15 protein-coding genes are annotated in these 13,632 nt (G+C 73.1%); 7 read left to right on the top strand and 8 right to left on the bottom strand.

Annotation, left to right across the window (positions count from 1 at the left end):
- Positions 1-137: 137 nt before the first annotated feature.
- On the bottom strand, positions 138-2,351 hold the full coding sequence (locus tag AB0M03_RS10365) for a transglycosylase domain-containing protein (RefSeq protein ID WP_363490550.1): 2,214 nt from the start codon (positions 2,349-2,351) through the stop codon (positions 138-140).
- 401 nt (positions 2,352-2,752) lie between these two features.
- On the opposite strand from AB0M03_RS10365, the gene AB0M03_RS10360 reads away from it, so the two are divergent.
- Positions 2,753-3,076, top strand: a complete 324-nt coding sequence (locus AB0M03_RS10360; protein WP_043175103.1) for a WhiB family transcriptional regulator — start codon at positions 2,753-2,755, stop codon at positions 3,074-3,076.
- A gap of 56 nt (positions 3,077-3,132) precedes the next feature.
- Here AB0M03_RS10360 and AB0M03_RS10355 read toward each other — a convergent pair whose 3' ends face one another.
- Positions 3,133-4,326 (bottom strand): ArsA family ATPase, encoded by a 1,194-nt coding sequence (locus tag AB0M03_RS10355; protein WP_363490548.1) that lies wholly within the window; start codon positions 4,324-4,326, stop codon positions 3,133-3,135.
- Positions 4,323-5,390, bottom strand: a complete 1,068-nt coding sequence (locus AB0M03_RS10350; RefSeq protein ID WP_363490546.1) for an ArsA-related P-loop ATPase — start codon at positions 5,388-5,390, stop codon at positions 4,323-4,325. The genes AB0M03_RS10355 and AB0M03_RS10350 overlap by 4 nt, the downstream gene beginning before the upstream one ends.
- A gap of 216 nt (positions 5,391-5,606) precedes the next feature.
- On the opposite strand from AB0M03_RS10350, the gene AB0M03_RS10345 reads away from it, so the two are divergent.
- The 5 genes from AB0M03_RS10345 (at position 5,607) to AB0M03_RS10325 (ending at position 8,194) form a co-directional block, all read left to right on the top strand.
- Positions 5,607-5,765 carry a DUF4177 domain-containing protein gene (locus AB0M03_RS10345; RefSeq protein ID WP_095874066.1) on the top strand — a complete coding sequence of 53 codons (159 nt, stop codon included), beginning with the start codon at positions 5,607-5,609 and terminating at the stop codon, positions 5,763-5,765.
- Positions 5,765-6,235 carry a RidA family protein gene (locus AB0M03_RS10340; RefSeq protein ID WP_363490544.1) on the top strand — a complete coding sequence of 157 codons (471 nt, stop codon included), beginning with the start codon at positions 5,765-5,767 and terminating at the stop codon, positions 6,233-6,235. The genes AB0M03_RS10345 and AB0M03_RS10340 overlap by 1 nt, the downstream gene beginning before the upstream one ends.
- Before the next feature lie 69 nt (positions 6,236-6,304).
- Positions 6,305-7,165: an NUDIX hydrolase gene (locus AB0M03_RS10335; protein ID WP_363490542.1), complete on the top strand. Its 861-nt coding sequence runs from the start codon at positions 6,305-6,307 to the stop codon at positions 7,163-7,165.
- Positions 7,166-7,208: 43 nt separating this feature from the next.
- Complete coding sequence (locus AB0M03_RS10330; RefSeq protein WP_363490540.1) at positions 7,209-7,376, top strand: hypothetical protein; 168 nt, start codon at positions 7,209-7,211, stop codon at positions 7,374-7,376.
- Positions 7,373-8,194 carry an MBL fold metallo-hydrolase gene (locus AB0M03_RS10325; protein WP_363490538.1) on the top strand — a complete coding sequence of 274 codons (822 nt, stop codon included), beginning with the start codon at positions 7,373-7,375 and terminating at the stop codon, positions 8,192-8,194. The genes AB0M03_RS10330 and AB0M03_RS10325 overlap by 4 nt, the downstream gene beginning before the upstream one ends.
- A 73-nt stretch (positions 8,195-8,267) precedes the next feature.
- On the opposite strand, the gene AB0M03_RS10320 is transcribed toward AB0M03_RS10325, so the two are convergent.
- The 3 genes from AB0M03_RS10320 to AB0M03_RS10310 form a co-directional block, all read right to left on the bottom strand.
- Entirely contained in the window at positions 8,268-8,942 is a 675-nt protein-coding gene (locus AB0M03_RS10320; RefSeq protein ID WP_030272710.1) for a Crp/Fnr family transcriptional regulator, read from the bottom strand.
- 147 nt (positions 8,943-9,089) lie between these two features.
- Positions 9,090-9,977: an aldo/keto reductase gene (locus AB0M03_RS10315; RefSeq protein WP_363490536.1), complete on the bottom strand. Its 888-nt coding sequence runs from the start codon at positions 9,975-9,977 to the stop codon at positions 9,090-9,092.
- A 1-nt stretch (position 9,978) separates the two neighbouring features.
- Complete coding sequence (locus AB0M03_RS10310) at positions 9,979-10,923, bottom strand: reductase (protein WP_363490534.1); 945 nt, start codon at positions 10,921-10,923, stop codon at positions 9,979-9,981.
- 88 nt (positions 10,924-11,011) lie between these two features.
- On the opposite strand from AB0M03_RS10310, the gene AB0M03_RS10305 reads away from it, so the two are divergent.
- Positions 11,012-11,914, top strand: coding sequence for a LysR family transcriptional regulator (locus AB0M03_RS10305; RefSeq protein WP_363490532.1), 903 nt, complete (start codon positions 11,012-11,014; stop codon positions 11,912-11,914).
- 18 nt (positions 11,915-11,932) lie between these two features.
- On the opposite strand, the gene AB0M03_RS10300 is transcribed toward AB0M03_RS10305, so the two are convergent.
- Together AB0M03_RS10300 and AB0M03_RS10295 are read right to left on the bottom strand one after the other, a co-directional pair.
- On the bottom strand, positions 11,933-12,229 hold the full coding sequence (locus tag AB0M03_RS10300) for a hypothetical protein (protein ID WP_363490530.1): 297 nt from the start codon (positions 12,227-12,229) through the stop codon (positions 11,933-11,935).
- A 279-nt stretch (positions 12,230-12,508) separates the two neighbouring features.
- Entirely contained in the window at positions 12,509-13,540 is a 1,032-nt protein-coding gene (locus AB0M03_RS10295; protein WP_363490528.1) for a LacI family DNA-binding transcriptional regulator, read from the bottom strand.
- Positions 13,541-13,632 lie beyond the last annotated feature (92 nt).

The following is a 13,632-nucleotide window of genomic DNA, read 5'->3' as shown; positions in this document are numbered from 1 at the left end:
CGGGCGGGCGGGGCGCCCCCGCACTCCGCGCCCGGGCGGGGCGCTCCCGGCCCCCCGGGGGGGGCCCCCCCCCCCGGGGGGGGGCCCCCCCCCCGGGGGGGGGGGGCCCCCCCCTCCGGGTGTCGCGGGCCGGTCGCTCAGTGCCTGGGCCGGCCGGTGTTGCCGCCGAAGGTGCCGGGCGGCAGGGTGAAGCCGCCGTTGATCAGGCCGGTGGCGTTGCCGTTCCCGTTGCCGTTCCCGTTGCCGCCGCCGGGCGGCGGCTCGGGGGTGTTGGTCGGCGTGGGGTTGGTGTCGGGCACGCTGACGGTCTGGAAGGAGCTGCGCTTGGTGCCGACGAGCACCTCGTTCATGGCCTTCTCCCAGATCGGGCCGGGGCCGTCGGCGCCGTAGACCGCGGAGTAGTACCGGCCGCCGATGCGGATGTTGCGCATCGAGACGTTGCCGGTGGGGCCGCCGAGCCAGACCGAGGTGGCCAGGTCGGGGGTGTAGCCGGTGAACCAGGCGGCGTACCGGTTGTCGGTGGTACCGGTCTTGCCGGCGATCTGGCGGCCGTCGGTGATGCTGATGCCGGAGCCGGTGCCCTTCTCGGTCACGCCGAGCAGCAGGGTGTTGATGCCGTCCGCGGTGGACTCGGCCATCGCCTGGAGGCAGTCGGCCTTCGGCACGGGGAGCTTCTTGTTCTCGGCGTTGACGACCGAGGTGATGGCGATCGGCTTGCAGTACTTGCCGCGGGCGGCGAAGGCGGCGTAGGCGCTGGCCATGGTCAGCGGGCTGACCTCCTGGGTGCCGAGCACCATGGACGGGACCTGCTTGATCGGCTTGCCGCTGGCGAGCTTGCCGATGCCGAGCTTGGTGGCCATCTGCTTCATGGCGCAGAGGCCGACCTCCTCCTCCATCTGCACGAAGTAGGTGTTGACCGACTTCGCCATGGCGTCCCGGAGGCTGTACGGGCCGATCTCGCCGGAGCTCTCGTTCTCGACCGGCACGCCCTTCTCGTTCCAGGTGCCGTCGCAGGTGGTCATCCGCGGGTAGTCCATCTTGTACGGCGAGGGGTACTGCTGGTCGAGCGGAATGCCCGCCTCGAGCGCCGCCGCGGCGAGGACCGGCTTGAAGGTCGAACCCGGGGCGAAGCCGTTGCCGCCGCCCATCGCGGCGTCGACGTTGAGGTTGAGGACGGTCTGGTTCTGCTTGGAGTCCAGGCCGTAGGGGCGGGTCTGGGCCATCGCGAGGATCTCGCCGGTGCCCGGCTTGATCATGGTCATCGCGGCGGACACCGTGTCGGTCGGCCGGACCTTGGTGGTGACCGCCTTGTAGGCCGCCTCCTGCTTGTCCGGGTCGATGGTGGTGTAGATCTTGAGGCCGCCCTGGCTCCACAGCTTCTGGCGGTCGGCCGCGGTCTTGCCGAAGACCGGGTCCTGCTTGACCGCGTGACGCACGTAGTCGCAGAAGAAGCCCATGCCGGACTGCGCGGTGATGCAGCCGTTCAGCGGCTCCTTGTACTTGATGCCGAGCGGGGCGGCGATGGCCTCCTTGGCCTGCTCCGGCGTGATGTGCTTGTTCTCCAGCAGCTTGTTGATCACGGTGTTGCGGCGGGCCTCGGCGGCCTTGGGGTGCAGGACCGGGTCGTAGGCCGAGGGGTTCTGCACCAGACCGGCGAGCATGGCGGCCTCGGGGAGGGTGAGGTCCTTGGCGCTCTTGCTGAAGTACCGGGTGGAGGCGGACTCGATGCCGTACGCCTGGTGGCCGTAGAACGTGATGTTGAGGTAGTTGGTGAGGATCTGGTCCTTGGTCAGGTCCTCCTCCAGCTTGATGGCGTACTTCAGCTCCTGGACCTTGCGGCCGAGGCTCTTGCGGGTGGCGTCCAGGAAGGCCTCCTGGTTGTCGCCGGCCTGCTCGACGAAGACGTTCTTCACGTACTGCTGGGTGAGCGTGGAGGCGCCCTGGGTGGCGGATCCGGCCTCGGCGTTCTTGGTGATCGCGCGCAGCACGCCCTTGAGGTCGACGGCGCCGTGCTCGTAGAAGCGGCTGTCCTCGATGTCGACCTGGGCCTGGCGCATGATCGGCGCCATCTGCTCCTTGGTGAGGATGGTGCGGTCGCGGTCGTAGACCTTGGCGATCACGCCGCCCTTGGCGTCGTAGATCATGGACGCCTGGGAGAGCGGGGGCGTGGCGAAGTCGCTGGGGATGTCGTCGAAGCTGTCGGCGGTGTCCTTGGCGGTCAGCCCGAGTGCGCCGACGGCCGGCAGGGCCATTCCGGCCACCAGGATCCCGGCCAGCACGCTGGTGCCGAGGAGCTTGATGCCGAGCCCTGCCTTGTCGAGTGCGGAGCCCAAGGGTCGCTGAGTCGCCATGGGGAGAACACTACGTCGCCGATTCCCGTACAGGGGGGCAGGTGTTCGCCTACGCTTGTCACAGAACTGCGACAGCTTCGCTCTGTTTATCATCACCACTCTTGTGAGTGATGAGAATTGTCCGATTCGACCTGGTTTGCCGCCCGATGTCCAGCTGTGACGGGTGATACCTGGTTGCGCAGTGTGACGAGAGTGGTCCTGAGGGTTCTGGCAAGACCTGTGACCTGCGATCACTCCAACGAGTGAGCTTTCGGGCACCCATAGTCCGATTGGGCCATGCGAGATTGAGCCCGAAGGGGCTGTTGCTCGCTGCCGTTCTTCCGTAACGTCCTCAACTGGCAGCGGTGAATATGCCGTTGCCGCCGTGGGGGAGCCCCGATTCGGGAGAGGACGGCGCCGAAATGGGCTGGGTGGACGACTGGAGTGCGCAGGCGGCCTGCCGCACGAGTGATCCGGACGAGCTGTTCGTGCAGGGGGCGGCACAGAACCGCGCCAAGGCGGTGTGCAGTGGCTGCCCGGTGCGCACGGAGTGCCTTGCCGACGCACTGGACAACCGGGTGGAGTTCGGCGTCTGGGGAGGGATGACCGAGCGCGAGCGCAGGGCACTGCTCCGCCGCAGGCCCACGGTGGTCTCGTGGCGCCGGCTGCTGGAGACCGCCCGCACCGAGTACGAGGCCTCGCTGGCCACCGGTGTGGTGCTGACGGACTACGCACAGGCGGGCTGAGCGGGCGGCGGGCCCTGCGGTCCGCCGCCGGCCGGGACACCACACCTGGCGGGCGCTCAGTTCACCGCGCCCGCGGGGTCGGTGGTGCCCAGGCGATCACCGATGGCCCGCAGTCCGTCCAGGTCGTGGACGTCTCCGGCCAGCGCAGCCACCTCGACGATCGGCACGTCCGGGTAGACCGAGACGAACCGGTCCCGGGTGCGCAGTTCCCGCGCCATGATCTGCACCCGCTCGGCGTGCAGCCGCAGCAGTCCGGCCGCCAGCGTCTCGGCCGCCACCGACGACGTCTGCGAGCCGTTCTCCTCCAGCGCCTCCGCCGCCGCCAGGGCCCGTTCCGCGGTCAGCTGCGGCGCGCCCGTGCCGTGCACCCGGTTCAGCACCAGCCCGGCCAGCGGCATCTCGTCCGCGGCCAGCCGGTCCACGAAGTACGCCGCCTCGCGCAGCGCGTCCCGCTCCGGGGCCGCCACCACCAGGAAGGCCGTGCCCGGCGCCTTGAGCAGCTGGTACGTGCGGTCGGCGCGCTCCCGGAAGCCGCCGAACATCGAGTCCATCGCCGCGACGAAGGTCTGGATGTCCGTCAGCAGCTGGGCACCGAAGATCTTGCCGAGGGTGCCGGTGAGCAGCCCCACGCCCACGTTCAGGAACTTCATCGCACTGCGCCCGCCGACCTTGGCCGGCGCGGTCAGCAGCCGGATCAGCTTCCCGTCCAGGAAGGAGCCCAGCCGGCTCGGCGCGTCCAGGAAGTCCAGCGCCGAACGGGACGGCGGGGTGTCCACGACGATCAGGTCCCAGCGGTCCTCGGCGCGCAGCTGGCCGAGCTTCTCCATCGCCATGTACTCCTGCGTGCCGGCGAAGCCGGCCGACAGGGACTGGTAGAACGGGTTCGCCAGGATCGCCTTCGCCCGCTCCGGCTCGGCATGGGCCAGCACGACCTCGTCGAAGGTCCGCTTCATGTCGAGCATCATGGCCTGCAGCTCGCCGGGCCCCTGGGCGCCCTTGACCAGCCGCGGGGTGTTGTCCAGCTCGGTCAGGCCCATCGACTGCGCGAGCCGCCGGGCCGGGTCGATGGTCAGCACGACCACCTTCCGGCCGCGCTCCGCCGCCCGCAGCCCGATCGCCGCCGCCGTGGTGGTCTTGCCGACGCCGCCGGAGCCGCAGCAGACCACGATCCGGGTCTCCGGGTCGTCGATCAGCGCGTCCACGTCCAGCACGGACGCCTGCCGGGGCTTCCGGGTGCCCGCCGCGGTCATGCCGCCCCCTGCCGCTTAAGCTCGCCCGCGAGCCGGTACAGCCCGCCCAGGTCCACGCCCTCGCCCAGCAGCGGCAGCTCGTAGGTCGGCAGCTTGGAGCGCTGCAGGTCGGCGCGCTGCTCGCGCTCCAGCTCGACCCGCTCGGCATGCTCCCTGGCCTGCTCCAGCAGCGGGCCCAGCAGCGGCTCCACCGCCGCCCGGACGGTCTCCGGCTTGCGCGACCGGCCGCCCAGCCCGGCCTCGCCCAGAGCCACGGCGACCTCCTCCCGGTGGTCACCGTCCACCGCGGCCACCGCGGCCGCGTCCAGCACCGGGGGACGGACCATGTTGACCATCACCCCGCCCACCGGCAGCTGCGCCTCCCGCAGGTCGGCGATGCCGTCCACGGTCTCCTGCACCGGCATCTCCTCCAGCAGCGTCACGAAGTGCACCGCGGTCTCCGGGGACTTCAGCACCCTCATCACCGCCTGCGCCTGACCGTGGATCGGGCCGAACCTGGCCAGCCCGGCCACCTCCTCGTTGACGTTCAGGAAGCGGGTCAGCCGGCCGGTGGGCGGCGCGTCCATCACGATCGCGTCGTACGCCCGGCGGCCGTCCGGGCCCTTGCGCCGGGCCGCCTCGCAGGCCTTGCCGGTCAGCAGGACGTCCCGCACGCCCGGCGCGATCGTGGTGGCGAAGTCCACGAAGCCGACCTTCTGCAGCGCCTTGCCGGCCCGGCCCAGCTTGTAGAACATCTCCAGGTACTCCAGCAGCGCCAGCTCGGTGTCGATCGCCAGCGCGTACACCTCGCCCTGCCCGCTGCCGGGCAGTCCCAGCCTGGCCTGCGAGACCGAGGCGACCTTGCGCTCCTCGTACGGCAGCGCCGCCATCCCGAACAGCTCGGCGATGCCCTGCCGGCCCTCGACCTCGATCAGCAGCGTCCGGCCGCCGTCGGCCGCCAGTGCCATGGCCAGCGCCGCCGCGACCGTGGTCTTCCCGGTACCGCCCTTGCCGCTGACGACGTGCAGCCTGACCCCCTCCCAGTCGGGGTCGGCCTGCCCCGATGGGCCGGGGGTGCTCGCCACGCTCCGTCTCCGTCCTGCGTCGACCGGGCACCGCACGGGTGCCCCTCCCTGGCGAGGGTAACCAGCCGACGCCGCCGATGGCGGGACCATCCGGGTGCCCGGCCGGATTCATGCCCCCTTTGTGGCCCACCTCACACCGCAGCCCTGCGCCGGGCCCCGCGGCCGCGGCCCCGTGGCGTCGCGGGCCGGGAAGCCGGACCGTCTAGAGTCACCCCCATGACCAAGTGGGAATACGTCACCGTGCCGCTTCTCGTGCACGCCACCAAGCAGATCCTGGACACCTGGGGCGAGGACGGCTGGGAGCTCGTCCAGGTCGTGCCCGGCCCGAACAACCCCGAGCAGCTCGTGGCCTACCTCAAGCGGGAGAAGAGCTGATGAGCAAGGTTGAGGAGAAGCTGGCCGAACTCGGCCTGACCCTCCCCGACGTGGCCCCGCCGGTGGCGGCCTACGTGCCGGCCGTCCGTTCCGGCGACCACGTGTTCACCTCCGGCCAGCTGCCCATGGTGGCCGGCAAGCTGCAGCACACCGGCAAGGTCGGCGCCGAGGTGACGGCCGAGCGGGCCAAGGCCCTGGCGCAGATCTGCGCGCTCAACGCGCTCGCCGCGGTGAAGTCCGTGATCGGCGACCTCGACGACATCGAGCAGGTCGTCAAGGTCGTCGGCTTCGTCGCCTCCGCCGCCGACTTCACCGGCCAGCCCGCCGTCGTCAACGGCGCCAGCGAGCTGCTCGGCGAGGTCCTCGGCGAGGCCGGCGTGCACGCCCGCAGCGCCGTCGGCGTCACCGTCCTGCCGCTGGACGCCCCGGTCGAGGTCGAGATCCAGGTCCGCGTCCGCGCCGGCGCCTGAGCACCGCGACGCACGTCGGGTGGGGTGGGCTCTGTCCAACCCCACCCCCGCGCGCTTAGCATCCGGGGCATGGATGATCGCGCACCGTCGGCCCCGATGCCTCCCGGCTGGCCCGCCCGCATCAGGGCGGTCGCGGCCGGCGAGCTGATCCCGGCCGTGCCCAAGGCCGCGGCCACCGTCGTACTGCTGCGCAACGGTGCCGACGGGCCGGAGGCCTACCTGCTGCGCCGCCGCACCTCGATGGCGTTCGCCGCCGGCATGTACGCCTACCCGGGCGGCGGGGTCGACCCCCGGGACGCCGACGCCGAGCTCGCCTGGGCCGGCCCCTCGCCCGCGGAGTGGGGCGTCCGCCTCGGCACCGACGCCCGCACCGCGCAGGCGGTGGTCTGCGCGGCCGTCCGGGAGACCTTCGAGGAGGCCGGCGTGCTGCTCGCCGGCCCCGACGCGCACTCCACCGCCGACGCCCGCGACTGGTCCGCCGAGCGGGCCGCGCTGGAGGCCCACGAGCTCTCCTTCGCCGAGTTCCTCCACAAGCACGGCCTGGTGCTGCGCAGCGACCTGCTGGCCGGCTGGGCACGCTGGATCACCCCGGAGTTCGAGGAGCGCCGGTACGACACCTGGTTCTTCGTGGCGGCGCTGCCGGACGGCCAGTCGGCGGCCGACCAGGTCGGCGAGGCGGACCGGGTGGCCTGGCTGTCCCCGGCCGAAGCCGTCGCCGGGTACGCAGAGGGCCGCTACGGCATGCTGCCCCCCACCGTGACGGTGCTGCGCGAGCTGCTGCCGGTGCGGACCGCAACGGGCGCCCTGGAGGCGGCCTCCCGGCGCACCGTCGCGCCGGTCCTGGGCCGCGCCGAGGTGGCCGGCGACCGAATGACCGTCCGCTGGGCCGGGTATGACGAGCTGACCATCGACGGAGACTTCCCGGCGTGATCCCCGCGCCGGGCGAACCGAACACACGGAAGGACACTGGCCGATGAACCACAACGACGTGGCTCGCCGGACGGCGCACACCCTGCCCGCCCGCAGCCTCACCCCGAGGACCGTCGCCTGCGACGGAGAGGTCGAGGAGCGCACCGCGGTGCGCGCGCTCGCGCGCGAACTGCCCCCGCGCGCACTGGTGCACAGCGAGGGCGGCCGGTGAGCGGTCTTCTTCCGGGCGACCCCGCCGCCACCGTCGGCGGCGGGGCCACCCCGCGGGCGCTCTGCGTGCTGGCGCCCAACCCTTCCCCGATGACCCTGGACGGCACCAACACCTGGCTGCTGTCCGAACCCGGCTCGGACCTCGCGGTCGTCGTCGACCCGGGCCCGCTCGACGAGGGCCACCTGCGCCGCGTGGTCGACGCCGCCGAGCAGCAGGGCAAGCGGATCGCGCTGACCCTGCTCACCCACGGGCACCACGACCACGCCGAGGGCGCCGCCCGCTTCGCCGAGCTGACCGGTACGCACGTGCGCGCGCTGGACCCGGCCCTGCGCCTCGGCGAGGAGGGCCTGCGGCCCGGCGAGGTGCTGGAGATCGGCGGGCTGGAGATCCGGGTGGTCGGCACCCCCGGGCACACCGCCGACTCGCTGACGTTCCACCTGCCCGCGGACGGCGCCATCCTCACCGGCGACACCGTCCTCGGCCGGGGCACCACGATGGTCGCCCACCCGGACGGCCGGCTCGGCGACTACCTGGACTCACTGCGCCGGCTGCACACCATGGCGGCGGAGCACGGCGTGCGCACCGTGCTGCCCGGGCACGGCCCGGTGCTGGCCGACGCGCTCGGCGCCGTCGACTACTACCTCGCCCACCGGGCGGCCCGGCTGGCCCAGGTGGAGACGGCCGTGGAGGCCGGCTGCCGCACCGCCCCCGAGGTGGTCGCGCGGGTCTACGCGGACGTGGACAGGGCCCTGTGGCCGGCCGCCGAACTGTCCGTCCGGGCCCAGCTCAGCTACCTGGAGGACCACGGCCTCATCTAGGACCGCCCGGACCCGTGGGGCAACCACCCAGCGCCACCTGAGCGGTTGCCCAGGAGGCCTGGGCGAAGCCCGGTCAGCGGGAGCGGCGGGAGAGGCGCTCGACGTCGAGCAGGACGACCGCGCGGGCCTCCAGCTTCAGCCAGCCGCGGCCGGCGAAGTCGGCGAGTGCCTTGTTGACCGTCTCGCGGGAGGCGCCGACCAGCTGGGCCAGCTCCTCCTGGGTGAGGTCGTGGGAGACGTGGATGCCCTCCTCCGACTGCACGCCGAAGCGGCGGGAGAGGTCGAGCAGCGCCTTGGCGACGCGGCCGGGCACGTCCGAGAAGACCAGGTCGGACATGACGTCGTTGGTGCGGCGCAGCCGACGGGCGATGGCGCGGAGCAGCGCGATCGACACCTCGGGGCGGGCGTGCAGCAGCGGCAGCAGGTCGCCGTGGCCGAGGCCGAGCAGCTTGACCTCGGTCAGCGCGGTGGCGGTGGCGGTGCGCGGGCCCGGGTCGAAGAGCGACAGCTCGCCGATCATCTCGCTGGGGCCGAGCACGGCGAGCATGTTCTCGCGGCCGTCCGGCGAGGCGCGGTGGAGCTTCACCTTGCCCTCGACGACGACGTAGAGCCGGTCGCCCGGATCGCCCTCGTGGAACAGCGACTCGCCGCGGGCGAGGGTCACCTCGGTCATGGAAGCGCGCAGCTCGGCAGCCTGGTCGTCGTCGAGGGCTGCGAACAGCGCGGCGCGGCGAAGAACGTCGTCCACGTGCTTCCTCCTGCATCGTCCGGTGGTGTTTCTCACCACCAAGGATGGCGCATGTCGCTCCGATCATATGAGGAGGGGTCGGCGGCGGAGCGTCCTACGGGGCCATTCGCACCCGCCCGTACCAGCGGTGCGGGCCCGTACCGCCGGTCATCCGGTGGCCGGTCGGCCGGGGAGCAGGGCGAGTTCGGCAGCGTCCAGGACGGTGTCGGCGGCGAGTGCGGAGTCGCGGATCGTGGCCGGACGGCTCGCGCCCGGGATGGGGACGACCGCCGGGGAGAGGGCCAGCAGCCAGGCCAGGCAGATCCGCTGCGGGGAGACGCCGCGGGCGGCGGCGACCCGGTGGAAGGGCGTGTCGGCGGCTCCGAGGTCGGAGGGGCCGTCCAGGGAGCTGCGGGAGAGGCCGCCGAGCGGGCTCCACGGCAGGAAGGCCATGCCGAGCTCCTCGCAGAGCCGCAGTTCCGGTTCGGCGGTGCGGACGGCGGGGGAGTAGCGGTTCTGCACGGAGACCAGGGCGGGCCCGAGGACCGCACGGGCCTGGAGGATCTGTGCCGCGTCGGCGTTGGAGATGCCTGCGGCGAGGATCTTCCCGGCGTCCAGCAGGTCCTTGAGGGCGCCCACCGACTCGGCCCACGGCACCTGCGGGTCCGGCTTGTGCAACTGGTAGAGGCCGATCGCCTGGGTGCCGAGCCGCCGCAGCGACTCCTCGCAGGCCCGCCGGAGGTGGTCGGGGCGGCCGTCGACCGTCCAGGAGCCGTCGCCGGGCCGGCCGCGGCCGCCCTTGGTGGCCACCAGCACCCGGGTGCGGTCGCCATCCCGGGAGGCGAGGGCGCGGGCGATCAGGCGCTCGTTGTGGCCCTGCTCGCCGGCGTGCCAGTGGTAGGAGTCGGCGGTGTCGATCAGGGTGACGCCCGCGTCCAGTGCGGCGTGGATCGTGGCGGTCGCGGCCTGCTCGTCGGGGCGGCCCTCGACGGACAGCGGCATGGCGCCGAGGCCGATCGCGGAGACGGTCGTGCCGCCGATGGTGCGCTGCTGCATCTCAGGCCGCCTTCCCGGCTGCGGCGGCCTCGTCGATCGCGTCGGGCAGCCAGTCGGCCGTCCGGGAGAAGCGGAAGCCGAGCCCGGTGGCGCGCGCGTTGTCCATGGCGTACGAGCGGTCGAAGGAGTACGGGGAGGCGCCACCGCCGTCCGCGGGCTCGAAGTGCGCGGTGGTGCCGAGCCGGTCGGCGACCAGCCGGCCCAGGTCGACGGCGGTGAGGGCGCCGTGCGAGCAGGCGTTCAGCGGGCCGGTGGCCTCCGCGGCGGCGGCCCACGCCAGGACGGCGGCGATCTCGCGGTGGTGGACGAAGGAGGTCGGCCGGGCGTCCTCGTGCACCGCGACGGGGCGGCCCGCGGCGATCCGGTCGACGTAGTGGGCGAGGCGCCCGGTGAAGTCCCGGGCGCCGCCGCCGAGCACGTGGGCGCTGCGGATGCTCGTCCAGGAGAACGGCGCCGCTCGGGCGAGGACGGCCTCGGCCTGCCGCTTGCCCTCGGCGTAGCCCGTCGCCCCGTCGAAGTGCCGGGCGAGTGCCTGCGGGTCGTGCCAGGGCAGCCCGAGGTCGACGGCCCAGCGGGCGGGATCGACCTGCGACTCGGCGACCGGGGCGGCGGAGGCCGGGACGAGCGGGGAGGTCGCCGGGTCGTAGACCTCCATGGTGGAGGTCATCACGTAGCGCGGGGTGCGGCTGGCGAAGACCCGGCAGGCCACGTCGGCCTGCACCGGGGTGTAGAGCACCTGGTCGACGACCGCGTCGAAGGTGCGCCCGCCGAGGGCGGCGGCCAGCGCGGCCTCGTCCGACCGGTCCGCGACGAGGTGGGTGACGCCCGGGGGAGGGGCGGCGGAGCCGCGGTTGACCAGGGTGACGCGGGCGCCGGACTCCTGGAGGAGGGAGACGAGGTGCAGGCCGAAGTACCGGCTTCCGCCGATGACGCAGACGCTTCTCATGGCTCCACCCTCCTGCCGTATCGTCACCAGTGGAACTGGCGACCTGCTGATGCGGTCGTAAGCCCAGCTGTCGACCGGGGAGGGTGCGGTGATCGACGTCCAACGGCTCAGGGTGCTGCAGGCGGTCGCCGAGCACGGGAGCTTCAACCGGGCGGCGGCCGCGCTGCTGCTCACCCCGTCCGCGGTGTCGCAGCAGGTCGCGGCGCTGGAGCGGGGCCTGGGGACACTGGTCGTGGAGCGTTCGACGCGCGGTGTCACGCTCACCGAGGCCGGGCGGCTGATGGTCGAGGCGGCCGGCGCGATCGGTGCCGAGCTGCGGCACGCCCGCGAGCAGATCGACCGGCTGAAGGCGCCCCGCCCGCGGTTCACCGTCGTCACCTTCACCACCGGTGGCCGGCACCTGCTGCCCGCGGCGCTGGCCCGGTTCGCGGCCGAGCATCCGGAGGCCGAGCTGCACGTGCTGGAGCGGGAGCCGGAGGACAGCCTGCCGATGGTCCGCGAGGGAGCCGCCGACCTGGCGATCGCCTACCACTTCGACGGGCCGCTGCCGGTGCAGCCCGGCGACCGCTCGGGCCTCGACTGGACGCCGCTGATGGTGGACCCGCTCTCGGTGGTGCTGCCGGACGGGCATCCGCTGGCCGGCCGCGAGGACCTGGACCTCGCCGAACTCGCCGACGACCGCTGGGTGGTGGGCTGCTCGAAGACCGAGGCCTTCCTGCACCGGCACGCCGCCCTGGCCGGCTTCCGGCTGCAGGTCGCGGGCAGCACCACGGACTACTTCTTCGCCCGGTCGCTGGTCGCCGCCGGGGTGGGCGTCTCGCTGGTGCCCTTGGTGGCACTGGACCCGCCGTTCCCGGGCACCCGGGTGGTGCCGGTGCGGCCGCCGGGGCCGGCCAGGCACTTCGGCATCGCGGTGGCGCGGCGGCGCCGGCCGCAGCCGTACGCCGAGGCGCTGGCCCGGATCCTGCGGGCCGGGGCGGGTGCCGGCTGAGGCACCGGCCGACGGCGGTCAGCGGTGCAGGACGGCGCTGGCGTTGCGGAGGTCGATGCGGGCGCCGCGGCGGCGCGTCCGGGCGCTGTCGTCGTGCGCGCGGCGGCCGGCGTCGGCCATCGCGTCCTGCGCGGTGAGGGCGCGGACGACGAAGCTCTGGGTGCCGGTGCGGCCGTCGTGGTGGGTGGTGGGCACGGTGACCAGCCACAGCGGGTGGTGGTGGGCGAGGCGGCCGGACCGCAGGGCGGGGACGGCGGAAGCGGTGGTGGCGGCGGGGCGCGGACGGGCCCCGGCCGGGGGGAGGCCGATGGTCATGGGGGCTGGCCCTCCTCGGACGGCACAGGCGGTCGCGTGGGGGCGCGACCGCCAGCGGGTGGGGCGGCTGACCTGCGGGGATGGCACAGGAGGAGGGCCGCGCGGGGTGGTGGCGGCGTACTCCCGACGATGCGCCCGGCCGGGGCGGGGAGTCAAGGTTACCCGCAAGTATGAATGTAACTTTCTGCAAGGACTTGCCGAAATCCATCGCGGCCGTCCGCGCCGGAGGCCCCGGAAAGATGGCGCGACCGGCGCCGACCGTTTTCGGCCCCCCTGTCCTCAGGTGGTCGGCGGCGGTGCGGTGCTCTTGCGGACGACCAGGCTGGTGGCGAGCTCCAGCCGGGTGGCGGTGCCGCCCTCGGCGCGCATCCGGAGCAGCATCTGCGCGGCCTCCTCGGCCATTTGCCGCAGCGGCTGGTGAACGGTGGTCAGCGCCGGGCTGGTCCACTGGGCGACGGCGACGTCGTCGTAGCCGACCACCGAGAGGTCGTCCGGCACCTTCAGCCCGTGCACCCTGGCGGCCTCCAGCACGCCGAGCGCCTGCAGGTCGCTGCCGGCGAAGATCGCGGTCGGCCGGTCGGGCCTGGCCAGCAGCTCCATGGCCCGGCGCCGCCCGCCCTCGACGTGGAAGTCGCCGAAGGAGACGAAGTCCGGCGGGATCTCCAGCCCGGCCATGCCCATCGCGGAGCGGAAGCCGTCCAGTCGGGCCAGCGAGCAGAGCATGTCCTCGGGACCGGTGATGATGGCGATCCGCCGGTGCCCGCACTCGATCAGGTGGCGGGTGGCGGCGAGGCCGCCGGACCAGTTCGCCGAACCCACCGACGGCACGTCGGGCTCGGGGTCGCCGGCCGGGTCGATGATGACGAACGGGATGGCGCGCGACCGCAGTTGCTGCTTGACCTCGAGCGGGAGGCTGGAGAAGACCAGCACCACGCCGAGCGGCCGGCGGCGCAGCACGCCCTCGATCCAGCCCGGGTCCGGGGAGTGCCGGGTGCCGCTCTCGGTGAGCACCACGCTCGCGTCGTGCTCCTTGGCGACGTCCTCGACCCCGCGGATCAGCTCCATCGCCCAGATGCTGTCGAGCTCGTGGAAGACGATCTCGATGAGCGGCGCCTCCCAGGCCGATTTGGGCGTGCGCTGGTAGCCGTGGATCTCCAGGAGGCGCTCGACCTTGAGCCTGGTCGGCCGGGAGACGTCCTGCCTCCCGTTGAGAACTTTCGAAACCGTGGAAACGGAGACGCCGGCCTCCTCGGCCACCTGGGCGAGGGTGACTCGCCCGCTCTCCTCCTCTTCGCGCATGCCGTGCAGCATAAGGCACGTGTCCCAGGTCACGTTCTGGTAACTGCGGAACCGGGGGTTGACCCCTCCCGAGGACCGGTCTTAGCGTCACAGCGCGCCAAGAA

This window comes from Kitasatospora sp. NPDC051914 (genome assembly GCF_040680995.1).
GTDB lineage: Bacteria > Actinomycetota > Actinomycetes > Streptomycetales > Streptomycetaceae > Kitasatospora.
This window is presented reverse-complemented; position numbering and strand designations above follow the sequence as displayed.